Origin of the sequence: Myxococcus sp. CA051A (genome assembly GCF_013336705.1) — a bacterium.
GTDB classification, from domain to species: domain Bacteria; phylum Myxococcota; class Myxococcia; order Myxococcales; family Myxococcaceae; genus Myxococcus; species Myxococcus llanfairpwllgwyngyllgogerychwyrndrobwllllantysiliogogogochensis.
The window spans coordinates 239,956-263,613 of the sequence record NZ_JABUMS010000014.1; the positions used below are offsets into that span (position 1 = coordinate 239,956).

Annotated in this window: 22 protein-coding genes; 12 read left to right on the forward strand and 10 right to left on the reverse strand. The window is 68.2% G+C overall.

The features are described from left to right. Nucleotides 1-136 precede the first annotated feature (136 nt). Entirely contained in the window at nt 137-1,042 is a 906-nt protein-coding gene (locus tag HUA74_RS33670; protein ID WP_141640813.1) for an RluA family pseudouridine synthase, read from the forward strand. Nucleotides 1,043-1,315: 273 nt separating this feature from the next. Here the strand turns inward: HUA74_RS33670 and HUA74_RS33675 are convergent, their stop codons facing one another. From HUA74_RS33675 to HUA74_RS33685, 3 genes are all read right to left on the reverse strand, one after another. Continuing rightward, the gene (locus HUA74_RS33675; protein ID WP_174457822.1) at nt 1,316-2,020 is read right to left on the reverse strand and encodes a class I SAM-dependent methyltransferase; all 705 of its coding nucleotides are present in this window, start codon (nt 2,018-2,020) and stop codon (nt 1,316-1,318) included. Nucleotides 2,021-2,182: 162 nt separating this feature from the next. Next, nucleotides 2,183-3,073: an MBL fold metallo-hydrolase gene (locus HUA74_RS33680; protein ID WP_174457823.1), complete on the reverse strand. Its 891-nt coding sequence runs from the start codon at nt 3,071-3,073 to the stop codon at nt 2,183-2,185. Next, on the reverse strand, nt 3,070-3,435 hold the full coding sequence (locus HUA74_RS33685) for a cupin domain-containing protein (RefSeq protein ID WP_246136956.1): 366 nt from the start codon (nt 3,433-3,435) through the stop codon (nt 3,070-3,072). The genes HUA74_RS33680 and HUA74_RS33685 overlap by 4 nt, the downstream gene beginning before the upstream one ends. A 110-nt stretch (nt 3,436-3,545) precedes the next feature. Here HUA74_RS33685 and HUA74_RS33690 point away from each other — a divergent pair, with 110 nt between their 5' ends. Next, nucleotides 3,546-4,493, forward strand: coding sequence for a LysR substrate-binding domain-containing protein (locus tag HUA74_RS33690; protein WP_254625352.1), 948 nt, complete (start codon nt 3,546-3,548; stop codon nt 4,491-4,493). 43 nt (nt 4,494-4,536) lie between these two features. On the opposite strand, the gene HUA74_RS33695 is transcribed toward HUA74_RS33690, so the two are convergent. Continuing rightward, nucleotides 4,537-5,121, reverse strand: a complete 585-nt coding sequence (locus HUA74_RS33695; RefSeq protein WP_174457826.1) for a hypothetical protein — start codon at nt 5,119-5,121, stop codon at nt 4,537-4,539. Nucleotides 5,122-5,241: 120 nt separating this feature from the next. Between HUA74_RS33695 and HUA74_RS33700 the strand changes: the two genes are divergently transcribed. Continuing rightward, complete coding sequence (locus HUA74_RS33700) at nt 5,242-7,344, forward strand: WD40 repeat domain-containing protein (protein ID WP_174457827.1); 2,103 nt, start codon at nt 5,242-5,244, stop codon at nt 7,342-7,344. A 93-nt stretch (nt 7,345-7,437) separates the two neighbouring features. On the opposite strand, the gene HUA74_RS33705 is transcribed toward HUA74_RS33700, so the two are convergent. Then, the gene (locus tag HUA74_RS33705; protein WP_174457828.1) at nt 7,438-8,073 is read right to left on the reverse strand and encodes a TetR/AcrR family transcriptional regulator; all 636 of its coding nucleotides are present in this window, start codon (nt 8,071-8,073) and stop codon (nt 7,438-7,440) included. A 20-nt stretch (nt 8,074-8,093) separates the two neighbouring features. Further along, nucleotides 8,094-8,834: a 3-oxoacyl-ACP reductase family protein gene (locus HUA74_RS33710; RefSeq protein WP_174457829.1), complete on the reverse strand. Its 741-nt coding sequence runs from the start codon at nt 8,832-8,834 to the stop codon at nt 8,094-8,096. 379 nt (nt 8,835-9,213) lie between these two features. Between HUA74_RS33710 and HUA74_RS33715 the strand changes: the two genes are divergently transcribed. Further along, nucleotides 9,214-10,122 (forward strand): AraC family transcriptional regulator, encoded by a 909-nt coding sequence (locus tag HUA74_RS33715; protein WP_174457830.1) that lies wholly within the window; start codon nt 9,214-9,216, stop codon nt 10,120-10,122. Nucleotides 10,123-10,223: 101 nt separating this feature from the next. Here HUA74_RS33715 and HUA74_RS33720 read toward each other — a convergent pair whose 3' ends face one another. Beyond that, on the reverse strand, nt 10,224-10,940 hold the full coding sequence (locus tag HUA74_RS33720; protein WP_174457831.1) for an alpha/beta hydrolase: 717 nt from the start codon (nt 10,938-10,940) through the stop codon (nt 10,224-10,226). 316 nt (nt 10,941-11,256) lie between these two features. Here HUA74_RS33720 and HUA74_RS33725 point away from each other — a divergent pair, with 316 nt between their 5' ends. The 5 genes from HUA74_RS33725 to HUA74_RS33745 all read left to right on the forward strand — a co-directional run bounded on the left by HUA74_RS33725 (nt 11,257) and on the right by HUA74_RS33745 (nt 14,431). Next, nucleotides 11,257-11,544 carry an autorepressor SdpR family transcription factor gene (locus HUA74_RS33725; protein WP_141640803.1) on the forward strand — a complete coding sequence of 96 codons (288 nt, stop codon included), beginning with the start codon at nt 11,257-11,259 and terminating at the stop codon, nt 11,542-11,544. Next, nucleotides 11,541-12,224, forward strand: coding sequence for an SdpI family protein (locus HUA74_RS33730; protein WP_174457832.1), 684 nt, complete (start codon nt 11,541-11,543; stop codon nt 12,222-12,224). Before HUA74_RS33725 ends, HUA74_RS33730 begins: the two co-directional genes overlap by 4 nt. A gap of 13 nt (nt 12,225-12,237) precedes the next feature. Beyond that, nucleotides 12,238-13,278 carry a S9 family peptidase gene (locus HUA74_RS33735; RefSeq protein ID WP_254625353.1) on the forward strand — a complete coding sequence of 347 codons (1,041 nt, stop codon included), beginning with the start codon at nt 12,238-12,240 and terminating at the stop codon, nt 13,276-13,278. A gap of 164 nt (nt 13,279-13,442) precedes the next feature. Beyond that, nucleotides 13,443-13,709: a hypothetical protein gene (locus HUA74_RS33740; protein WP_246136953.1), complete on the forward strand. Its 267-nt coding sequence runs from the start codon at nt 13,443-13,445 to the stop codon at nt 13,707-13,709. A 74-nt stretch (nt 13,710-13,783) separates the two neighbouring features. Beyond that, nucleotides 13,784-14,431, forward strand: a complete 648-nt coding sequence (locus tag HUA74_RS33745) for a hypothetical protein (protein WP_174457833.1) — start codon at nt 13,784-13,786, stop codon at nt 14,429-14,431. A gap of 43 nt (nt 14,432-14,474) precedes the next feature. Here HUA74_RS33745 and HUA74_RS33750 read toward each other — a convergent pair whose 3' ends face one another. The 3 genes from HUA74_RS33750 to HUA74_RS33760 form a co-directional block, all read right to left on the reverse strand. Beyond that, complete coding sequence (locus HUA74_RS33750; protein ID WP_141640799.1) at nt 14,475-14,672, reverse strand: hypothetical protein; 198 nt, start codon at nt 14,670-14,672, stop codon at nt 14,475-14,477. A 392-nt stretch (nt 14,673-15,064) separates the two neighbouring features. Beyond that, nucleotides 15,065-17,143 (reverse strand): sodium-translocating pyrophosphatase, encoded by a 2,079-nt coding sequence (locus HUA74_RS33755; protein WP_174457834.1) that lies wholly within the window; start codon nt 17,141-17,143, stop codon nt 15,065-15,067. Nucleotides 17,144-17,730: 587 nt separating this feature from the next. Continuing rightward, a complete protein-coding gene (locus tag HUA74_RS33760; RefSeq protein ID WP_174457835.1) occupies nt 17,731-19,980 on the reverse strand; it encodes a S41 family peptidase in 2,250 nt (749 codons plus the stop codon). Between the two features lie 184 nt (nt 19,981-20,164). Here HUA74_RS33760 and HUA74_RS33765 point away from each other — a divergent pair, with 184 nt between their 5' ends. The 3 genes from HUA74_RS33765 to HUA74_RS33775 all read left to right on the forward strand — a co-directional run bounded on the left by HUA74_RS33765 (nt 20,165) and on the right by HUA74_RS33775 (nt 23,595). Continuing rightward, complete coding sequence (locus HUA74_RS33765; RefSeq protein ID WP_174457836.1) at nt 20,165-20,677, forward strand: hypothetical protein; 513 nt, start codon at nt 20,165-20,167, stop codon at nt 20,675-20,677. Between the two features lie 43 nt (nt 20,678-20,720). Then, nucleotides 20,721-21,449: an SDR family NAD(P)-dependent oxidoreductase gene (locus HUA74_RS33770; protein ID WP_141640795.1), complete on the forward strand. Its 729-nt coding sequence runs from the start codon at nt 20,721-20,723 to the stop codon at nt 21,447-21,449. A gap of 103 nt (nt 21,450-21,552) precedes the next feature. Next, nucleotides 21,553-23,595, forward strand: coding sequence for a WD40 repeat domain-containing protein (locus HUA74_RS33775; protein WP_174457837.1), 2,043 nt, complete (start codon nt 21,553-21,555; stop codon nt 23,593-23,595). Nucleotides 23,596-23,658 lie beyond the last annotated feature (63 nt).

The following is a 23,658-nucleotide window of genomic DNA, read 5'->3' on the forward strand; positions in this document are numbered from 1 at the left end:
GCCTTCAGGGAGCGCCAGCTCCACGTCCCAGGGGAGCCATGTGTCACCCCCTTGTGGGCGGTGAGCAAGACGCGGAGTACGGCGGCGGGAAGCGGAGTGTCTCCCACCACGAGGGCACGCGGTGTAGGGTGCGCGAGTGCTGCTCAACGATGGCTATGTGTACCGCGAGAAGCTCGGGAGCCGACCGGGCAGCAGCGCGCTCGCCCACCTGACGGACAAGTATCGTCACTCCTCGGAGGAGGAGTGGCGGGCGCGCTTCGCGCGGGGCGAGGTGCGACTCGACGACGTCATCGCCGACGGCTCGGAGTCACTGAGGCCGGGGCAGCTACTCTGCTGGCACCGCCCACCCTGGGAAGAGGCGGACACTCCGCGGTCCTTCGAGCTCGTGTACGAGGACGCGGAGCTGGTCGTCGTGGTGAAGCCGAGCGGACTGCCGACCCTGCCCTCGGGAGGCTTCCTCAAGAACACCCTGCTCTCCTTCGTCCAGGCGCGATGGCCCGAGGCGGTTCCCATGCACCGGCTGGGACGCGCGACGTCGGGCCTCGTGCTCTTCACCCGCACCCGCGACGCCGCCGCGCGCCTGGCGAGCGATTGGCGCGAAGGCCGCGTACACAAGCGCTACCGCGCACTCGCCCAGGGAATCGCGACCCAGGAGACGTACGACATCCGCGCGCCCATCGGACTGGTGCCCCACCCGCTGCTGGGCGAGGTGCATGGAGCCACTGCACGGGGAAAGCCCTCGCACAGCACGGCCCGCGTGCTGGAGCGGCGCACCGAGCACACCCTCTTCGAGGTGGACATCCACACGGGGCGCTCCGAGCAGATCCGCATCCACCTCGCCTTCATCGGCCACCCGCTCGTGGGGGACCCGCTCTTCGCCGTGGGGGGCCTGCCGTTGGCGGAGCACCCGGGCCTGCCCGGAGACGGCGGCTACCTGCTGCACGCGGAGTCGCTCACCTTCCAGCATCCACGCTCGGGCGAGCAGGTTCAGCTTCAGGCGCCGCTCCCGCTCGAACTCCACGCCCAAGGATCCTCGCGGTAACGCCGAGCAACTCCCCATCCAGCGGTCGAACCGCTCGTGCGCGTCGGCCACCGGCTGCCACGCAATGGGCTGTCCGACCGTAAGGCACGGACAGGCCTCTGGCCCATCACCCAGGCGGGCCGCGTCCGCACGCAAGGGCCTGTTCGACCGTGAGGCACGGACAGGCCTCTGGCCCATCACCCAGGCGGGCCGCGTCCGCACGCAAGGGTCTGTTCGACCATGAGGCACGGACAGGAGGTCATCGGCCGGGATGCCGCGGGCGGGCGGCCTGCGTCAGGTACCGGTCTTCTGGCCCTGGCTCAGGTCCAGGTCCGCGAACCGCCACAGCCCCATGTGGCGGCCCTTGTGAGCGTCCTCCACCAGGTGGATGGGCTCCGGAAAATGGAACGGCGCCAGCCGCAGGTTCACCGGCCGCCACAGGCCAGTGACGATGTCCTCGTTGCGGCTCAAGCCCACATGGGTCGTCGCGAGCAGATGCTCGGTGCCGCTGCGCCGGAGGTTGGCCAGCGCCCGGAAGATGTTCCGATACGACAGGTGGATGAACAGGTCCCTCACCATGACCAGTCCCACCTTCGGCAGGTCATCCTGGATGAGGTCTCGGACGATGAACTGGCGGCGCTCGCTTCCATGTCGCTGCTGGTTGAGCGCGATGAGGTCCGGGACGATGTCCGCGCCGATGTACTGCTCCAGGTCCAGCTCCACGTGCTGCATCCAGTTGAAGTCGCCGCAGGGCACGTCCAGCATCGTCCTTGCCTGGGCCTTGCGGAGCACCTCCGGCAACTCGCGGCGGATGGACTCCGTCGCCTTCAGCGTGGAGCCCGGCCCCGAGCGCGACTCCGAATCCAGCCAGAAGTTGTGCTGGTAGATGCGCGAGAACCAGAGCTGCCGGTACTTCTGCTCCAGCGCCCCGAACTGGGGAACGTGCTCGTTGAGCCGCGTCCGCGCCGACGACACGGCCTCGTTCAGGTACGACTTCATCGTCGACCACACCACGGCACGCCGAGGGCTCTTGGGCGAGGAAGAGGAATCCATGGTGCGAGGGGCCTTTCGCTGACGCGGAGAGAGTGAAACATTGTATGCGAAGCTTCACTCTCCGTGCCACACCCCGCCATTCCCCTCCCGGCCTCCGCGCGCGGGGACTCAGCCCCGAGCCTGCCAGGTCAGCCACTCCCCCGGACGCGCCAGCTCCACGTTCACCTTCCTCTTGCGCGCCGTGGCCAGGAGCAGCGCTTCCGCGCCCGGAACCTCCTGATAGTCCTCGGAGGACGTGACGCCGTAGTGGATGGGCACGAGGAGCTTTGCTCCCAGCACGACAGCCGCGGCGACCGCCTGCTCCGGGGTCAGGACGCCATGCACGTCGCTGACGGGCTTGCGCCAACCGAAGCGCGCCCCGTTGATGGGCAGGAACGCCGCGTCGAAGGGGCCGAACTGACGTCCGATGTGCCACCAGGACCCGTGCCACAGCGTGTCACCGCAGTGGATGACGCGGCGGCCTCCACCGGAGACGATCCACGACACCTGGGTGTCTCCGTAACCATCCTCGGCGGGAACGGCGGTGGCGGTGAAGTCATTGAGCAGGACCGGCTCGTAGAGCGGAGCGGGCCGCACGCGGAAGCCCGACGCGGCGGCGGTCGCGGCCATGTCCGGGGGGCACACCAGCGTGCCGGTGTCGCCCAGCGCCTGACGGACGGCCATCCGGTCGAAGTGGTCGGGATGGCGATGCGTCACCAGCACGTAGCGCCCGCCGTCACCCGCGTCCATCGGGACGAGCGGATCCTTCAGCGCGGCCCCCCACACGGTGGAGTCGACCAATGGGTCCAGGAACAGCGTGTCCTGACCGAGCCGCAATCGCACTCCGGCCCAGGCCAGCCGCTGGGCGCGCAGCGTCGCGGTGTCGACAGGTTTCGTCGCGCGTCCCACGCCAGGGGATGACAGGACCGCGCCCGCGGAGAGCACGGCCGCCGCACGCAGGAAGTCCCGGCGGCCCGTCCGCGCGGGCCGAACCAGCAGGTCCCCGTTGTCGATGCTCATCGCGCCACCGAGGAGGCCACGAGATTGATGCCGAAGAGGCGCACGCCGGTCTCGGTGCGCGGCTGGTGATGGCTCGCGGGTGGGAAGAACAGGTAGGTGCCTGGGCCCAGGCGCTGCTCTCCCTCGATGAGCTCACCGCTCACCACGAAGACCTCCTCGCCGGTGTCGTGGACGTCCACGGAGGGCCACTGAGCTCCGGGAGCCATGTCCACGACCCAGACCCTCACGTCACGTGTGCTTGGCAGGTCCCTGCGCAGGCAGCCAGGGCCGACGATGACGGGCTCGATGTCGTCGATTCGCACGGACGACCAGGGGGATACGACAGGGCTCTGCGGGCTCGGGAAGCTGTCGGTGTGGGGCATCTGTCCGCCCTCCTTGCATGGGGACGCCAACGTTAAGGAGGCCGAGGCCATGAGCGCAGCGAAACGATTTCTCCATGATGCTGAATGGGGTTCATGTGAAACTGCCCGGCATGCTCGAGCTCCGTCACTTCAAGCTGATTGCCGCGGTCGCCGACACCGGGAGTCTGGCCGCCGCGAGCCGGCAGCTCCACCTCACGTCCTCGGCGCTGAGCCATCAGCTCCGCGATGCCGAGGAGCGCCTGGGCGTGCAGCTCTTCCAGCGCCGCCAGCGACGGCTGCTCCTGACCGGCTCGGGCGAGAAGCTGCTCGTCTCCGCGCGGCGCGTCTTGAGCGAGGTGGCCCAGGCCGAGGCCATCTGCCGCGCGCACCCGCAGGACGACCTGCTGCGGCTCAGCACGGGTTGCTACACGGTGTACGGCTGGCTGCCGCCCATCCTCGGGCGATGGCAGGCCGAGCACCCGCGCGTCGAGCTGCGCATCGTCCTGGAGGCCACGCGCCAGCCGCTGGGAGCGCTGCTGAATGGCGAGCTGGACCTCGCCTTGACGACGGACGTCCCTCGGCAGGCCCGCCTGGCGCAGACGGCGCTCTTCGAGGACGAGCTCATGCTGGTGGTCCCCGAGGGCCACGCGCTGGCGCGACGAGGGCACGTCACGGCGCGGGAACTGGTGTCGGAGAACCTGCTCACCTATGCCGCGCCTCGGGAGCAGCTCGACATCTTCACGCGCGTGTTCTGGCCCGAGGGCCTCGAGCCGCAGCGGGTCTCCCCCGTGCCCCTCACCGAGGCGCTGATTGAGCTGGTGCGTGGCGGCGTCGGCGTGACGGCGCTGCCCGAATGGATGCTGCCGGCCCAACGCAACGGGCTGCACACGGTCCGACTCACCCCTCGCGGAATCCGCCGCCGCTGGAGCGCCGTCACCCGAGCCTCCCGCCAGCGCTCCGCGCCGCTGACGTATTTCATCCAACTCCTGAGCGAGCGCTTCTCCCTCCAGGGCAAGGCACGGCCACGGGCGGTGTCACGAAAGGGGATTCAGCCGAACGTGGAAGGCCGCGCTCGATGAAATACCCAAGGGTGGAGGGGTGCGGGACCTGCTCCCGACCACTTCACCGCGGATAGGAGTCTCGAGCGCCCTGTTCGCGCGCCTGCTGCGCGTCCTTCCGCGCCTTCAGCTCGCGGTCGTACGCATCTCTCTGCTCTCGTTGCCGGAGAAGCACGGGCGGGTACTGCTCGAGGATGAGGGGCGCGAGCTGCTCCAGGGCGCCCTTGAGCGCGGGGAGCGCCACCCGGTCCTTGTCGACCAGGACCTCCCACGGCTCCGTCCTGGACTGACGGGCCATGTCGAAGGTGACGCCCTCCGTCCTCCGCTCGATGGGCACGTCGACACCGACGACCTCACTGGACTCGGCACACGAGAAGACCTTCACCGAATCCGAGGAGCCAAAGACCTGGCGACCGCCACGACGCGCGCCGTACTCAATCCTGCATGCGTCCAAGGGCTGCAGCTGTGACTGGATGGACGCCAGCTCCGCGAGGCCCCCGACATCTTCCGAGGTCCACGCGAAGTTCCGGCCGCCACGGAGAAGCATCATCGCGAGGCCCAGGACGACGAGCAGCCCCACTCCGGCGGCGATGAGGAGGGGGGACTTCGTGCGGCGGTTGTCCGGAGGCGGCATGGGCGGAGTGTGCATCAGGCCCGCACGCTAACGAAGCGCCATACCCAAGACCACCGACGTCTGAGTGGCGTCGCTCTGGAAACGCGCGCTTGAAATCGTCTTCGCACGCCGGCTTCGCTACAAAGGAGCCCAGACATGCGCGGACCGAGCTGGCGACTGGTGATTCTGGCGTGGGTACTCACCTCCTGTGCGGCTCGCCCCGCCCTCCGCCAGGCCGAGGTCCTTCAACCCTCCCCGACCGAGCAGGACCTCCGCGCACGCGTGTATCTGGCGAAGGGGGACGCAGCCCTCGAATCCCGGCAGTGGGGGCTCGCCGTGGGCTACTTCTCCGTGGCTCGGGCGACACAGGACTCCGCCGAGGCGCGATGGGGCCTGGGGTGGGCAACGGACCGGGCCTCCCGCCAGCTCTGGACGACGAAGACAGAGGGCTCCGTGCTCGCGGCGGCCTTCTCGCCGGACGGGAAGCTGCTGGCCTCCGCGGGCTTCGACGCCGTCATCCGTCTCTGGAACACGGCCAGCGGTGAGCCGGTGGCGGAGCTGAAGGGCCATGCGGCGGAGGTGCACGCCGTCGCGTTCTCTCCGGACGGCCGCCTGCTGGCCTCCGCCGGACGGCCGGGAGAGATTCGCCTCTGGGATGTTCGCACGGGCCAACAGGTGGCCGTCTTCCAGGGACACACCGATGTCGTGCGGGGACTGGCCTTTGCCCCCAGCGGAAATCAGCTCGCGTCATGCGGATTGGACCAGACCGTGCGCGTCTGGGACGTGGCGACAGGCACGGAGCAACTGCGTTTCGAGCACGACGCGTATGCCGTCGCCGTGGCCTTCTCGGGGGACGGCCGATGGCTGCTGTCGACGAGCATGGACAAGACCGCTCGCGTCTGGAACCTGGAGACCCGCGAGGCGCTCCATCGCCTCACCGGCCATGAGGAGATGGTGGTGTCGGCCGCCTTCTCCGCCGATGGAAGCCTCGCCATGTCGGCGGCCTCGGACCATTCCATCCGCTTCTGGAATCCCCGGTCCGGGCAGCTCGTCGACGTGTTGAGGATTCAGGCCGACATCTCGACGACGGCCATCGACCCTCTGTTCCGGCTCGTCGTCCAGGCGGGCTGGGATGGTCGCGTGCAGCTCTTCGATGCTCGCAGCGGCGAACTGTTGGAGCGCCTGGATGCCCACCGCGCCGCCGTGGCGTGCATCGCCTTGTCGCCGGATGGACGCACCTTCGCGTCCGGGGGAATGGATGGAGCGCTGCATGTCTGGGCCCGGCCCGCCTCACCCGCAGAGGTCCTGCTTCGAGGTCACGAGGCCTGGGTGGAAGCGCTGGCCTTCACCCAGGAACAGGAGCTCCTCACCGGGGCGGAGGACGGCGTGCGCCGCTGGAACCTCGCGGACAGGAGCGTCCCCGCATCACGAGCGGAGCGCACGGAGGCGGTGGTCTCGTTCGCGTCGAGCCCGGACCGTCGGCTTCTCGCCGCGGGCACACTGACGGGACAGGTGCGCTTGCTCGAAGCAGCCACGGGCCGGCAGCTCCGTGAGCTGTCCACGGTGAAAGGCTCGGTGCGGGCGCTCGCCTTCAGTCCGGACGGGAAGGTCCTGGCCGTGGGTGATGACCGGGACGTCTCCTTGTGGTCGGTGCCGGACGGCGCGCTGCTCGGGCGACTCGTCGGGCACACGGGGAAGCTCTGGGCCCTGGCCATCGACTCGACGGGGACGCGACTTGCCTCCGGAGGCGCGGACAAGGTCGTGCGTCTCTGGGACCTGGCGCGGCGCCAGCCCCTGCGACAGTGGGACGTGGGAGACCGCGTCCGCGCCCTGGCATTCACGCCGGGCGACAACCACCTGCTGACGGCGGGGATGAAGCAGCCCATCCGGCTCTGGAACGCCAGCGATGGCCTCCTGCTGAAGAGCATGGATGAGGGCGCCGTGGGCGTGCTGTCGCTGAGCGTGTCGCCCGATGGCAGGTTCCTGGCCTCCGGCGGCATGGACATGCGGGTGAAGGTCTGGAGCCTTCCCAGCGGAGACTTGCTGGGCAGCGTCCGGGGCCAACAGGGCTTTGTCTCGGCAGTGGCCTTCTCACCTGGAATGTCCGTGCTGGCCTCGGCGTCCTCCGACCGCACCCTCCGACTCCTCCACTTCGACACCCTGGCGCATCCTCCGACCGCGGGAGCACCCCTCTCGGAGACCTTGCTGCGTCATGGGCTCGTCTGGGACGAAGCGCGGCTCGTCATCCAGAACCGCTAAAGGCCCCCGCTTCCGCCTCGGCACCCACGAGCCCGCGCGGATGAACTGCCCAAGGGGGCGAGAGTCGGCGGGGCCTGGCTCGTTGATGACAGCTCAACCGGCGACAGGTGGCCACGCGAGCATCGCGGCATCAATGATGGCGGTCAGCTTCTCGACGGAAGCACCATCGCGGGCCTGGATGGACAGGCCCTCGAGCACCGTGGTGTAGAACGCGGCGAGCTTCTCCACGGGAGTGGACTTGGGAAGCTCTCCGTTGGCGACTCCCCGCTGGAGCCGGCGCTTCAACGCGCGCTCACCGCTCAGGCGGTTCTCCGCGAGGAAGGTCCGCACCGCCTCGTTCTCCGGCGCACCCAACAGCGACGCCAGGACAATCATGCACCCCCGTGGCTTGTCGGCGGCGGTATAGGCCCGTGCATTGGCGCGCAGCATGTCCTCCACCGCCGCGCGCGCGGAGGTCGCATCCTCCAGGCTGCGCGAGACATGGATGCCTTCGGTCCGGTCATAGAGTTCGACGGCTTCGCGGAAGAGCTCCTCCTTGCAACCGAAGATGGAATAGAGGCTGGGCTTGTTGACGCCCATCGCCTCGACGAGGTCCTGGATGGACGTGCCTTCGTAGCCACGTGCCCAGAAGACACGCATGGCCTCGACGAGCGCCTCGTCGCGGTCGAACCCTCGGGGCCGCCCCATCACGGAGACGGGCTTCTGCTTCGTCGCCTTCTTCGTCGTCATCTGTCGCCTGCTGACGCGGGTCACGCGGTGAAGCCGCCATCGACCGCGATCGAAGCCCCCGTGATGAAGCGCCCGCTCGGGCCCGCCAGATGTCCGACGGTGGCGGCGATGTCCTCGGGTCGAGCGAAGTGCTTGACCGCCATGAGCGCCAGCTCGGCCGAGACCTGGGGGCCATCCGCCGGATTCATGTCCGTATCGGTCGACCCGGGGTCGACCACGTTCACGGTGATGCCTCGCTCACCGACTTCCCGCGCCAGGCCCTTCGTGAGGCCCACCAGCGCGGACTTGCTCATCGCGTAGAGCGTGACGCCGCCATAGGGAACGCGCTGAGCGAAGCACGAGCCGATGGAGATGATGCGGCCACCGTGGGTCATGTGGGTGAGCGCGGCTTGAGCGGCGACGAACACGCCTCGGACATGGACCGCCAGGGTCCGGTCGATTTCCTCGAGGGAGACTCCTTCAAACGGTCCGGACGGAAAGATGCCGGCGTTGTTGACCAGGATGTCGAGGCGCCCCAGCTCCGACACCGCGCGCTCCACGGCTTGCCGGACCGCGTGGGCGTCACCACTGTCCGCCTGGATGGCCACGCAGCGGCGGCCCTGCGCCGTGAGCTCCTCCACCAGCGCGGCCGCCTTCTCCCCGGAGCTCGCATAGGTGAAGGCGACGTCCGCTCCGCCCCTCGCCAGATGCCGGACGATGGCGGCGCCGATTCCCCGCGTACCACCCGTCACCAATGCCGCCTTGCCACTGAACTCCGCCATGTCGGCCTCAACTTATGTACCGGTCGTTTAAAATATCTAGAGCCCGAGGTCTCCTTCGTCAACACTTTTTAACCGACCAGTTCATATGTGCGCATGGGCCGCCCCGCCCGCGCGCGAGGGTGGCGTCACCCTCACTGACACCGCCCCCTCCATGGCGTGGACAGACTGCTTTGGCGGCCGGATGGACATGTGGCCTTGGCCTGGGAGGTATCCCGTTGATCGAGACACGACATCTGACTTCAACGGCCTGCCACCGACAGAATTTTCCCGCACGGACGACGCCGGACTCCATCATTCCCGCATCGAGGGCCAATCATCGTTTACGGAGAAATCGGCCATACATAGGATGACCGATGGCTCTTGGTTCGCGGAGACTCGCATGACGGATTCGCGTTCGACTCGACGGGCTGAACTTCCCTTCACCGCGGCCTTTGGGGCGCAGCTCCAGTCCCGCGTGCTCCAGCGCTCAAACCTGGTCGCCGGCGAGTTCCGGTCCGACGCCCCCAACGAACTCATCACGGGCACGGTGCCGCGCGACGAAGCATACGTGCTCACACTGCATCTGCGAGAACGACCGCGAGGCGCCATGCGCGCGGAGAACCGCTGGATACAGCCTCAGAACTTCCACGCGGGGCATGCCGGCATCGTCGACCTGCGTTCGACACTGACCTCGGAGTATGTCGGGCCGTTTCACTACGTGAGCATCTATCTGAAGCGACAGGCACTCGGGGCGTATGCCGCGGACGCGGGTGCACAGACGCTCGATGATTTGCGTCACCAGCCGGGCGTCGGCTTCTCGGATCCCGTCGTACAACACCTGCTGCTCGCACTACGCCCTGCGTTGGCTGCTCCGGAGGAGGTCAGCACGCTCTACGCCGACCACGTGGCGCTCGCGCTCGTCACGCATCTGGCGAGCGGTTACGGCGCATTCCACGCAGCGCGCACGAACCTGCGAGGCGGCCTGAGTCCGGCGCACGCACGACGCGTCAAAGAACTCATTGATTCGCGCCTGGACGGTTCGGTTTCACTCGCTGAGCTCGCCCGTACGTGCGGGCTTTCCGAGCGGCATTTCTCCCGCGCCTTTCGCGAGACCACCGGCCAGCCGCCGCACCGTTGGCTCGTCGGGCGGCGACTGGAGAAGGCTCGACGATTGATTGAGGCTGCCACCCAGTCACTGAGCGAAATCGCCGTGGCCTGTGGATTTGCCAATCAGAGTCACTTCACGCGCACGTTCACGCGAGTGGTCGGAATGAGCCCGGGCGCCTGGCGACGCCAGCGCCTGCGCTGAGGCATCATCTCCCTGGCCTCAGGCGGCGCGCAGCCGCGGCGTTCATGTCCGCGACCGACTTCGGCTGCGAGACGTAGACGGCGTGGCTGCCGGCAACCTGGCTACTGGGCCTTGGCCGCGAGTGACCTGGCCGCATCGGAGATGATCGCGGCAACCTGCTTCGGTCGCGAGACATAGACCGCATGACTGGCGGCGACTTCTCTGACCGTCGCGCCGGCGCGCTTGGACATGTTGCGCTGGGCCGCCGGCGGGATCATCCGGTCATCCGACGCAACCAGGTACCAACTCGGCTTCGTCTTCCACGCGGGCTGCGAGATCTTCCCTCCCAGCGCCTCCACCCCCCAGGGCACCTGGGAATCGGCCATGAACGCAGCCGTGTCCGCATCGAGGTCAGCCGCGAAGGACGCGCGGAACTTGGAGCGGTCGAGGAAGAGGAAGCCGTCCTGCGGCGGCAGGATGGGCGGGACCGGCGCGTCGGGCGGGGGGTTGGCGATGAGCGACGAGACCGACTCGCCCGCGTCAGGTGCGAACGCGGAGATGTACACGAGCCCGACCACCTTCGGGTCGTTCCCTGCCTCGGTGACCACGACGCCGCCATAGGAGTGCCCGACGAGCAGCACGGGGCCCGTCTGCGCGGCGATGGCGCGCTTCGTGACCGCGACGTCGTCGGCCAGGGACAGCGTGGGGTTCTGCACGACGGTGACGTTGTAGCCCTCCTTCTTCAGGAGCTTGTGGACGGACGCCCAGCCCGCGCCGTCGACGAATCCGCCATGAATCAAGATGATGCTGACTGCCATTGCAGCCGTAGGGGAAGCCATGGGTTCTCCTTGTCCGCTTGTGCTGATGGGGTTTGCGCTGCGGGGCACAACTTGCGTTGCGCACCGTGCGCCCCCAATAGGGGCGGGCATCCCATTGCACAAGCACCCGAGCCTTCCCCCCACGCGCTTCGTGACCGGATTCGCCAAGCCGCGGCAAGAACGTGAAAGTGGAGAGAGGCGGAACCACCCCGGGGACATGACTCCCCTACCCACGCACTCCCGTGGCCATGCCCACGCAAAGGTGGCATGCGGCCCCCCTTGACAGGATTTTCGAAGTCGTTATTTTGAAACCCATCAAACAATCAAAAAGGTAGCGATGCGGACGCAGGAAGTCTTCAAGGCGATTTCGGACCCGACCCGGCGCAAGGTGCTCAAGCTCCTGCAGGGCGGCTCGAAGAGCGCGGGGGAGCTCGCGGAGGCGTTCGACATCACGAAGGGGTCGTTGTCGCATCACTTCAACGTCCTCAAGGCCGCCGACCTGGTGCGCTGCGAGCGACGCGGACAACAAATCGTCTACTCCCTCAACACGACTGTGTTCGAGGACGTAGCGGCCCTGCTTCTCGACCTCTTCAAGGTCGACAAGCCGAATGGAGAAGAGCGATGAGAATCAGCCGCGCGAACGTGCTGAGCCTGGGACTCGTCATCGCGTCGTTCGTGATGGCGGCCGTGCTCTACAGCCGACTCCCGGAAGCGATACCCACCCACTGGAATGCGCGGGGAGCCGTGGATGGCCACACGCCGAAACCGTGGGGGCCCTTCGTCCTGCCGTTGATGATGGCCGGCATCTATCTATTGCTGGTGGTGCTCCCCCGGATTTCGCCCAAGGGCTACCGCATGGAGCGGTTTCAGGGTGTCTTCGAATTCGTCCTGGCGACGACGCTCGCGTTCCTGTTCCTGATGAATGCCTTGCTCCTGCTCGCGGGCATCGGGACCGCCGTACCCATGGAGCGAGTGGTTCCCGCGGCGACGGGCCTGCTCTTCGTGCTCCTGGGCAACGTCATGGGGAAGCTCACCAAGAACTTCTTCGTTGGCATCCGAACCCCCTGGACGCTGGCGAGCGACGAAGTCTGGCTTCGCACGCACCGCCTGGGAGGAAGACTCTTTGTCCTCGCGGGCATCGTCATCTTCGTTTCGGGGCTGCTGGGCGCCGGGCCGAACCCCGTGCTCGTGGCCGTTTCCATCGCCTGCATCATCCCTGTCATCTACTCGTACGTCCTCTATCGCCGCATCGAGGGGGGCAAAGGCGGGTCGACGAACAATGAAGGCCCACGACGTTTCGTGTGACGAGGAGAGCCACATGCTTCGCGCTGCCTGTCGCCCATCAGACGCCGCCCCTCATCGGGCGAAGATGCTTGGAGTCATCACCCTGGTCGCCGCGGCCTGTGCGAGTTCGCCGGAGCCGCGTGTGTCGGAGCCCGCCCCCGCGAAGGCCGTGGTGCAACCCACGTCCGCCACGCCAGCCGTCAACGGCGCCGCGTTCCGGACTGAGGAAGTCTCCGTGGGACGAGCGCCGTTCCTGCTGAAGGGCACGTTGACGGTGCCGACCGGGAGCGGCCCATTCCCTGGCGTCGTCCTGGTCCACGGCTCCGGTCCCCGTGACAGGGATGAGAGCATTGGCCCCAACAAGCCCTTCAAGGATATCGCCGAGGGGCTTTCGTCTCGCGGCATCGCCGTCCTGCGCTACGACAAGCGAACCTTTCAGTACGGCCCGCAGCTCACGAACATCTCCATCGACGATGAGGTCGTCGTGGATGCAGTCGCGGCCGTGGGCGTCCTCAAGGCACGTCCAGAGATTCATCCCGAGCGGGTCTTCGTGGTGGGGCACAGCCTGGGCGCCCTCCTGGCTCCGGAGATCGCGGTCCTCGCGGCGCCCGTCGCGGGCGCGGTCCTGTTGGCGCCTCCTGGACGTCCGCCCTGGGACCAGGTGCTCGCACAACTGAGGTATCTCGAAGTACCGGCCGACAAGCTCGCCGAGTTCGAGCAGACCGTGGGCCTGCTGAAGGCAGGGAAGCTCGGCACCGGGACACTGATGGGAGCGCCCGCGGCGTATTGGCGGGACTGGGCGTCACGCGACGGCGTCGCCATGGCCCGGAAGCTCCAGCGCCCCATCCTCATCATGCGAGGCGCACGGGACTACCAGGTCACCGACGAGGACCTGTCGCCCTGGCGAAGTGGTCTCGAAAGCGTTGCCCAGGTCGAGGTGGTGACTGTTCCGGAGAACAATCACCTGTTCATCAAAGGCACCGGCAAACCCGGGCCCGCCGAATACGCGGTCCCAGGTCATGTGGACGAGCAGGTCGTCGAGAAGCTCGCGTCCTTTCTCCTCTCCAAGCCGTAGCGCCGGCTCCGTTCGACGTGCGCCCTCGGGGGCATGGTAGACAGAGGGGCATGGATGCGACGCACGCTCCGTGCCCCCTACATCCCGAGCGCCCCGCGGAGGGGACCTGCAGCCGCTGTGGCACCTTCCTGTGTGAAAGGTGCCGCAAGTGGCAGGTGGGACGGATGCTCTGCTCGCGCTGTCACACGGTGGCGTTGGGGGAGAAACCCTCTCAGCGCGCGACGCTGGCGCTCATCTTCGCCACCGTGGGCTTCATCGGCTTCGTGCCGGGACTCGTGGGGCTCGTGCTGGGCTACCAGGAGCTGGCGGCCATCCGGCGCGGCACCTCACCGGGCTCGGGCGAGGGCTGGGCCCTGCTCGCTCGCAACGTGGGCTGGTTCCACCTGACGGTGCTGCTCATCATCGGCCTGGGATGGATGGCGCGGAGCTGAGCTTTGCATCCCCCCTCTCCCGACGGCTAGCGTCGGCCTCTCGACCCGGTCCGGGTCAGAGATGAGGGCTTCACATGGGTGCGAAGAAGCTGGCGCTGGAGGAGGGCGGGCCGCAGCGACTGGAGCTGTCGTGGGGACTGGCCTGGAAGAAGTTCACGGTCATCCTCGATGGCAAGGTCGTGGGGACCACGGACGGCGGGTCGTCCGCGCTCAAGAAGGGCGTGAACTTCACGCTCCCGGACGGAAGCACCCTGAGCGTTCAAATCCAATCCGGGGTGTTCAACGTGGAGCTGGCGGTGCTGCGCAACGGGCTGCCCCTGCCCGGGTCCTCCACGGACCCCGAGCAGCGGATAAAGTCCGCCGCGTACATGCTCTACTTCCTGGCGGGCTTGAACACCCTGCTCGGCGTGGTCGCCATGGTGACGGAGAATGAGGAGCTGACAGCCCTGGGGATGGGCGTGGGCTCCCTCCTCTTCGGCGCGGTGACCGCGGTGTTCGGCTTCTTCACCTATCGCGGCACCCGCGCGGGCCCCATCCTCGCCATCCTCCTGTATCTCAGCGACACGGTCCTGACGGTGATGGACACCATCAACCAGGGCGGCAAGCCCCAGGTCTTCGGCCTCATCATCCGCGCCTATATCGTCATCACGCTCGTCAAGGCGGCGCAGGCCGCGGGCGAGCTGAAGCGCCGTGGCGAGGCGGGCGTGTCGCTCCAGCCCTGACGCCCGAATCCCAGACGCCGACGCGCCTGGCGCGCGGTCGGCGTCAACGGACCACTTGCTCCCGCTGCATCAGGGGCGCGACCTGGCGCTGGATGGCCTGCAGTTGATGGAGCTTGTCCCTCAGCGAGTCGCGCAGCTCGCGCATGTCGGTGTGGATGACCTCGTCATGCAGGTCCTCGATGCTTTCAGCCAGACAGGCGTAGAGGAGATGAATCTGCTGCTGGGAGAGCTCCAGGACCATGGGACACCTCTCTGACAGCGGAACAGCGGTGGCACTCATCCCTCACACCCGAGGGAGCGGGTGCGAGCGCGTCAGGCTCGCGAGGGTCGCTGCTGCTGCCCCCCATGCCTGGTGCGCAGGCGGTCGCGAAACACCCCGAAAGGTAGCACGCGCGCACGCACCACCCCGGTGCCCCGCATGGCGGAGTCCGCGAGGTGTTCGCTGTCTGACATTGGAAGAGCGAGCCGCTTGCGGGCTCACGCGTCCAGGAGGTGCGCAGGGCCAAAGGCCCGCGTCTTCCTCCCGTCGGAGCTTCCGAGGACCCACGCGGCCACTGGAGGAGGCCGCGTGGTCCGTGCCGCGGACCGCCATGCGGCGCCTCGGAACCGAGGCGCCGCGCCACATCACGCGGACTACCGGAGCGCGATGAGGGAGGCCACGAGCAGCGAGACGACGCTCATGACCTTGATGAGGATGGCAACGCCAGGACCCGAGGTGTCCTTGAACGGGTCGCCCACCATGTCGCCGACGACGGCGGCCTTGTGGACGTGCGAGCCCTTCGCGTGGCCCGGCAGCTTGCCCTTCTCGATGTACTTCTTGGCGTTGTCCCACGCGCCACCCGCGTTGGCCATGTAGAGGGCCATGGTGGCGCCGACGACGAGCGCACCGGCCAGGAGGCCCGCCAGGGCGCTGGGCCCCAGCACGTAGCCCACCAGCGGCGGGGCGACGACGGCGACGAGGCCCGGGAAGATCATCTCGCGCAGCGCGCTCTTGGTCGCGATGTCGACGATCTTCTTGGGGTCGGGGTCCGCCTTGAGCTCCATCAGGCCCGGAATCTCGCGGAACTGACGGCCAATCTCCTCGACGATGGCACCCGCCGCGCGACCGACGGCGAGCATCGTGGAGGCGCCCACCATGAACGGCAGGATGGAGCCGAGCAGCATGCCCACGATGACCTTCGGGTTGGTCAGCAACAGGCTCATCTCCGGCAGACCCGCCGCGACGCGCGTGTGGTTGACCTCCATGTTGAACGCCGAGAAGAGCGCGATGACGGTGAGCGTCGCCGAGCCGATGGCGAAGCCCTTGCCGATGGCCGCCGTGGTGTTGCCCACCGCGTCCAGCTCGTCGGTGATGGCGCGGACCTCGGGGCCCAGGCCGGACATCTCGGAGATGCCACCCGCGTTGTCGGAGATGGGGCCGTAGGCGTCCACCGTCATCACGACGGCGGTGCCACCCAGCATGCCCACCGCGGACAGCGCGATGCCGTACAGGCCGAGCGCCTGGTCGGCGATGTAGGCCACCAGCGCGATGGTGGCCATGGAGATGCCCACGCTCTCCATGCCGACGGCGAGGCCGCGGATGAGGTTGGTGCCGGCGCCGGTGATGGACGCCTCCGCGATGCGCTGCACGGGCGTGGAGGACGTGTAGTAGTCCGTGACGAGGCCGATGATGGCGCCGCCGAAGGCGCCCGCGGCCAGGGCCACCGTGATGTTCTGGGAGAGTCCGAACACGTTCATCATCACGAACGACAGGCCCACCAGGATGACAGGGGGCAGGATGAGGGCGCTGCGCAGCACCTGCGCGGGGTTCATCTTCTTGAGGGCGCGCGCGATGAATATGCTCAGCAGGCTGACGATGAGGCCCACCGCGGACAGCACCAGCGGGAGCACCACGCCGGCCACCTTCGCGCCTCCCGTGGCCGAGGAGTCGACGACGAGGCGGGAGATCTCCGTGGCGTTGGCCGTCAGGGCAATCGCCATGGCGGCGACGATGGCGGCCACCATGGACTCGTAGATGTCGGCGCCCATGCCGGCCACGTCGCCCACGTTGTCGCCCACGTTGTCGGCGATGACGCCGGGGTTGCGCGGGTCGTCCTCGGGGATGTTCTCGATGACCTTGCCGGCGATGTCGGAGCCGACGTCCGCGGCCTTGGTGTAGATGCCGCCGCCCACGCGCGCGAAGAGCGCGATGGAGCTGGCCCCCACGGCGAACGAGTGGAGGATGGGCGACAGCTGCGCGTGGCCCCTGAAGAAGTAGTAGACGCCGCCCATGCCAATCAGGCCCAGGCCGGCGACGGCGAGCCCCATCACCGCGCCGCCATCCAGGGCGACCAGGAGCGCGTTCGGCTTCGAGCCGGTGCGAGCGGCCTGCGCGGTGCGCACGTTCGCGAACGTCGCGGCCTTCATGCCGATGTAGCCCGCGAGCAGCGACAGGAACGCGCCCACCACGAAGCTCACGCTCGCGAGACCGCCGAGGGCCCAGCCGATGAACACCGCGATGACCGCGCAGTACACCGCGAGCACCTTGTACTCACGGACGAGGAACGCCATCGCGCCTTCGCGGATGTAGCCCGCGATGCGATTCATCGTCGCGTCGCCGTCGGGGAGTGCCTTGACCCGGAAGTAGAAGAACGCAGAGAAGAGCAGCCCCACGGCGCCGATGACACCCGGTGCGATTGCCCAGAAATTCGACTCGAGACTCGACAACTCCATCCAATCCTCCAGAGCAGTCCCCGGGGCTGATATCCCCCCTCTGGGGCGCTCGCGTGCCGCGCACGTTGCGAGCAGGCCCTATACGGGATTTCCACCGAACCTGGGAGCCTTCTGGGAGCGATCAGGGAGGCGGCCTGTCGAGGGAGGGCGCTGGTGCAGGGAGGCGAAGAAGGGCTCATGACGCCCGCTCTCACGCCTCCACGGGGAAGGGGCTTCACTCCGAGTCATTCTCGGCGAGCGCCTGGCCGGGGAGCGGGGAGCATCCGCTCCCAGTGTCACATCCCGGGAGGGAGCCAGGCCGCACGCACCCAGAGCGAAATCATGGTCTGTGTTTCACCCGTGGGGTGAATCCCGACTTCTTCGTCCGCGCCCGTTTCCCCGGGCGGAAGCGGTGCTCCGAGCCTGTATCAGGGCTCGCGGAGACGACGCCCGCCCGCCCTGGGAAGGGCGGATCGGCTGTCCATCTTCTTGGTGGATGTAGACATGTTTATCTCGAAATCTCTTATTCCAGAGAAGACGTGAACGCCACGCATGCGCCCCGGCCCTGGCGCATGCGTGGCGGCACCGACGAAGACGGGAGGCGCCGCTCAGCGACTCGAGGACGCGGGCTTGTTGGGGGGCTCCGCGCGCAGAATCTGGAGCGCGCGCTCCAGCAGCTCGTCACGACCCGCCTGGAGTCCCGCCACCGTCGGCCGAAGCTTCACGTCGGGCTCCAGGCCCTTGCGCTGCAGTTGCCGGCCGTCCCCGTGGAGCACTTGCTGGCCGGTGAAATAGAAGGAGATGTCTCCGGGCAGTATCGCCTCGGTGACGTCGCCATTGGTGCCCGCGGTGGCGCTGCCCACGAAGACGGTATCCGCCGCGGCCTCCAGCATCAGCCCGGTGTGCTCGGCCTGGCTGATGGTGCGCGAGTCGATCAACGTCACCGTGCGGCCCCGATACTTGGGGAGGTCCGTCTCCCGCAGCCAGTCGACGTACTTCACCCAACCGACGTTCTGGCCTCCCGAGTAGGGGCGCATGTACCAGGCGAAGGGACGTGAGCCCTTCACGTCGAAGTAGGGCCCGAGCGCCCACATCGTGCCGCGGGGATAGGCACGCAGGTCGAACACAATGCCGCGCGTGTCCTTGAGCTTCTCGAACATCGCGGGCACCTCCTGGACCTCCAGCTTCCCCAGGTCCACGAAGCCGAGGTTTCCTTCCAGCATCCGGTAGGACTCAGCCTTCGAGGGAGGCAGCTTCGCCCGAGGCGTGCGGATGAGCTTCGCCTGCTTGGGCCCCTGGGGGCCTCGCACGCCCAGGGCGGCGGTGGAGCCCGCCTCGCCCCCGAGCGCGATCAGCAGGGTCAGGTCCCTGTGGTAGCTGGCCACGGAGGCCGCCACGTAGGGGGCGACCCGGCGTGCCCGTGCGTCGATGGGCTCCCCGTCGACCGTCTCGATGATGTCGCCTATCGCGAGCCCCGACGCGGAGGCCGCATCGCGCACCTCCACCACCACCGCCTTGCCGTCGAGGTCCGTCACCCAGACCGGCGGGATGGTGCCGTAGAACCGCTGGAGCTCCGGGTGGCCTCGCACCATCGCATGGGCGTCCTGGAGCCAGGTGGTCGCCTCGGCCAACGCGAGCACGTACGCCTTCGCGTCCTTCGCCGCCTCCAGCTTCTCGAGCAGCCCTGGCAGGCGGCTCTCCCAGGGCCGGTCCATCAGCTCCGGGTAGGCGAAGAAGAAGCGCACCACCGTCCACAGCTTGGCCCCGGCCAGCAGCCGCATCTCACGCGAGGGATAGAGCGCGTCCTTGTAGGTCGGCTCCGGGCGCCAGGGGAGCGCGGGCCGAGGGAGCGCGGCCGAGGCCTTCGGCTTGGGAGGAGGGCGGGAGGCCAGCAGGAGCGCCTGGCGCATCCCTTCATCCGGGCCCTCCAGACGAACACGCGCGGGGCGACTCACATCCGCCTCCAGGGGCAGCACCGGCTCGTCCACGCTCAGCAGGACGTTGTAGCCCTCTCCCAGCGGCAAGGTGTCCTGGTTGTTCATGGCGCCGTCATCGAGTGGGCCTTCGGCGACCAGGAGCGCCTTGCCGCGAGCGCGCAGGGCCAGGACGGGCTGGTCGATGGCGGAGTCCGTGTCGACCAGGAAGACGAGCAGCGCTGGCTTCTTGCCCGGAGTGCCCGTGACGACATCGTCCATGGGCACCCTGAACTCACTGCGGTAGAAGCCCTCCATGCCACCCTGTGGCCGCAGGCCACTGTGGCGAAGGTCGCGCAGACCGGGAACCCGCAGCTCGCCGTCGACGAGGTGGGGCAACAACGACGCCACCATCCAGGCGAGGCCGTAGCGTTTGAGACCGCGCATGCGCAAGTCCAGCACCACCGCGCGAGCCTTCGCCGCGTCCGCGTCCAGCGTCGTCCTCAACTCCTGCAACGACGCGGGGCCCTGCTCTCCCAGGAGGTTGCGCAGGTCGAGCACGAGGACATCCTTCTCCCAGCTCTTGAGCGCGCGAAGCGTGGGGGGCTGGCCCGCGTCAGGACGCTTCTCGGACTCCACCCGCGTGGCCCCGTCTCCCAGGGTCGCGAGCATGCCCTGGACCGCGGCGGCATAGGCCGCCGAGTCCCCCGCCGCCTCCACCTTGGGCAGCGCGGAGAGGAAGGCGGCATCCCACTCGGCGGGCATGGAGAAGGCCCTGGGGTGGCGGAACCGGACGTCGCCCCACAGCTTCACCAATCTCACCCGACGTTCGGCCCGGAGCGTCTCCGGCGACACCGTGACGGGAGCCTGCGCCAGGGCATTCCCCGTGACGAACAGGGCTCCCAGGCTCAACACCGACATCCATCGCAGCCAAGCGCGCTTCATCGTGCCAACCCCCATGTCGCATGGAGCCTGCGAGAGTAGCCCAGTTTCAAGAAGCCTTCGAAGGGATGGCGGCGGCACTTCGACTCCGCAATGGAGTTGGCGGGGAGCCCTGGCCCAACACATCACAAACATCATCGCCATTGAGGTCGTGCGACGCTGACACGGTCAGGGTTAGGCTGGGCGAATGCGCACCGCTCTCCTCGCCCTCCTCCTGTCTTCCATGGCCGCCACCGCGTGTTCCGCCGCGGGGCGCTCCACCCCTCCCACTCCGGAGGACTTCTTCCGCCGCCCGGACCGGGTGCAAATCTTCCTCGCGGACAATGACCAGACGTGGGACATGGGGCCCGCACGCGACGACACCACTCCTCGCAGCGGCTTCTTCCTCCTCCCCAAGGAGGGTCCCGAGCTGAGTTCGAAGCAACGCCGGGCACTGGCGGATCTCTGGGTCTCCGCCAAGGACCCCGCGTCCTATCCTCCGAGGAAGTGTGGGTTCAACCCGGACATCGCCTTCCGCTTCTGGATTGGCAAGACGTGGGCGGACGCGGTGGTCTGCTTCACGTGTCGGGAGATCGCCTTCCATGACGCGAGCGGCAAACCCATCCCCGCTGCCCAGGCAGGCTTCCTGGACGGCTTCCCTGTGATGCAGGAACTCGCGAAGCAGGCGTTTCCCGAGGGAGGCTTCAACCCGGGGTTCTGAATGGCGGCAGTGGACGTGGAGCCCCTTTCGACTGGAGGCAGCCATGGGCGCATTGGATGGGAAGCTCGCAATCATCACGGGTGGCAGCACAGGCATTGGACTGGCCATCGCCGAGCGATATGCCATTGAAGGGGCCGAGGTCGTCATCGCGGGACGGAACAAGGGGCGCATGGACGAAGCCCTCGCGCGAATCGGGCATGGCGCCCGGGGCGTGGTGACGGACGTCGGTGACGAAGCGCAGGTGCAGCGGCTCATCGACTCCGTGCCACGCGTGGACCTGCTGGTGACGTGCGCGGGCGGCGCGGTGTTCGGTCCCGTGGAGACGGTGCCGATGAGCGCCTGGCGGGCCCTCTTCAATGACCGCTTCTTCGGCCAGCTCTCCGCATGTCGCTACGCCGTCCCGAAGATGGCCGAAGGCAGCGCCATCGTGTTGTGCTCGGGCATCGCGGGCCACGCGGCGCTCGCCAACTACGCGGGCGGCGCGGGCCTGTGCGGCGCCATCAACGCCATGGGCCGCTCGCTCGCCATCGAGCTCGCGCCCAAGGGCATCCGGGTAAACGTCCTGTCTCCGGGCCTCACGCGCGACACCGCCATCGACTGGGGCGTGCCCGCCTCGCAGGTGGGCGCGTTCCTGGACACGCTCGCGAGCAACGTCCCGATGAAGCGGCCCGGTGTCCCTCGGGACATGGCCGACGCGGCCTGGTTCCTGGCGACGTGCGCCTACGCCACCGGCATGGTGCTCGACGTGGACGGAGGCTGGACGGCGGTGTGAGCGCCTCGTCGACTTGGGGCGATGTCGCGCGACCCCGCGTGAGCAGCCTCGTTCTTCCTGTCGAGGACCGGGGCGCGGCCGCCGCGCCCTGGCAATCCACTCCATGCCAGGCCCCTTCATCGACCTCCACGCCCTGAACCACTCCTCCGACGAGGCCCTCGAGTCGCTGCTGAAGCAGGCTGACTTCAGCCACTTCGAGGCCCACAGGGACCTGCCTTCCCTGCGGGCGCGGCTGCGGCGACTCCAGCGCCGAAGGGGCGTCACGGACCTCCACCGATGGGTCTCCGAGCGCGTCCTGGATATGGGCGCGCGGCTCGTGGAGACGCCGCACTCCTCGGGCGACCAGAGTTCCTTCGCGTTGAGCCCTTCCGGAAGGCATCTGGCCGTCGCCAGCCTCCGCGTCGACGCCTGGTTCGGCTTCTTCGGGGGCGACGTGCGCATCTGGGAGTTGGCGACGGGCCGAGTCGTCGCCAGCCACGGCTTCGACAAGGGCGTGGCGAGTCGCAGGGTGTCCTCCTGCATCCAGTGGTCTCCGTCGGGCCAGTGGCTCGGCGTCGTCTTCAATGACGTCGTCATCGGCGCGCTGCGTCCCTTCTCCGAGGGCCCTCCGTCCTTCAAGGTCGACGTCACCCGGCGCTGGGGCTCGCCGGATCCCCGCTACGTCAAGCGCCCCGAGGACGTGAAGAACCTTGGACACCTTCCCGCCTGGTGCTGGTCGCCCGATGAGACGCGCCTGTTCATCTCCACCCCCGGCCCGGAGAACGGACTCGGCTGTATCGTCCCATTCCGGGAAGGTGCTTCGCTCAACGAGGACTGCGCGGACGTGCGCTGGTGCCCGCCACCGCCAGTCCCGCCTCGCGACCGCCCGAACCCGGACACGTGGGTTCGCTGGAGCCGCGATGGCTCCCGCGTTCATGGCTACCGTTTTACGCCGGGGGGTGATTGGGACGAGGAGACCTTCGATTACGTCGGCACGGGCGGCGCATCGTCCACCGACGTGGCGAGCGGCACGAGCCAGTTCCAGCTCGGAGGCGTGAAACCACCCATCGCGTTCTCACCCGACGGTGCACGCCTGGTCCATGACGACCAACGGCTCGAGCTCATCGATGGGCACACCGGCAAGCACCTCGCCACGCTCGTCGAACGCATCCCCGGCAAGCCGCCTCATGTCGGCATCAGCGAGGTCGTCTGGTCCTCCGATGGACGACGCCTGGCGGTGCTCATGGATGACTATGTGCATCCCACCGTCTGCATCTTCGAGGACGAAGCCTTCCTGTGTCGGCTGAAGCTCTCCGCGCTCGCTCACCCCAGTGACCAGACCGACACCCACCGTTGGGCCTGGTCCCCCGATGGCACCGTGGCCGCATGCCTGACCACTGACGGTGGCGTCGAGCTATGGGCCATCGGGCGGAAGCCCCGCCGCCTGCGCCGGCTCACCGCCGTCAAGGGCCTCCAGGGACTGCTCTGGGGAGGCGACGACACGCTCGTGGGCATCGGTCCCTCCGCGCTCGCGTTCTGGAGCGCATCCAACGGAGAGCTGAGGACGCAGGCCTCGTTCGACCTCGAAGCGGGCCGTCTGCCCCCACCCCCGTCCTGGTGTCCCTGGCCAGAGAAGCCAGGGCAGTTCCTCCCGACGGAGCGAGGCTGGGCCTTCACCCACGTGCGGTCGGACGGCACCGTGTCCTGCCATCCTGGACTGCTCGAGAAGCTTGAACGCCGGCTGATGTTCGCCGTCGCCGGGCAATATGCCTGGCCCTGGAGCTGGGCCCTGGGGACGCGGCACACGCGACTGGAGGACGGCGCCAGGGGACATGCGGTGAAGCACCCGACTCCTCCGCCCGGCGAGCTCCCCACCAATCACTACCAGGCCCAGCCCGTCTTCACGCGGGGCCCCGACCTTTGCCGCGACAACCTCACCCCCTATATCGGTCAGGTGATGTTGGTGCGGTTCGGTTACCACGGCCTCGTCACGGACCTCGCGACCCTGTTGGAGGTCACCGGGAAAGGGGTCCGCCTCCGCATCCAGGGCCGCATCGGGCCGGGCCCCGAGGAAGTCCTTCCCTACTCCTCGATTGGTTGGATGGGGCCCGCCGTCCAGCTCGAAGCGCCCGAGTCCCTCGCGGGCGCGCCGGAAGACTCCCGCTAGCGCGAGCCCCGGGTGCGCCACGGACCGACGTGGAAAGAGGCGACGGCGGAGCCGAGGTTTCAC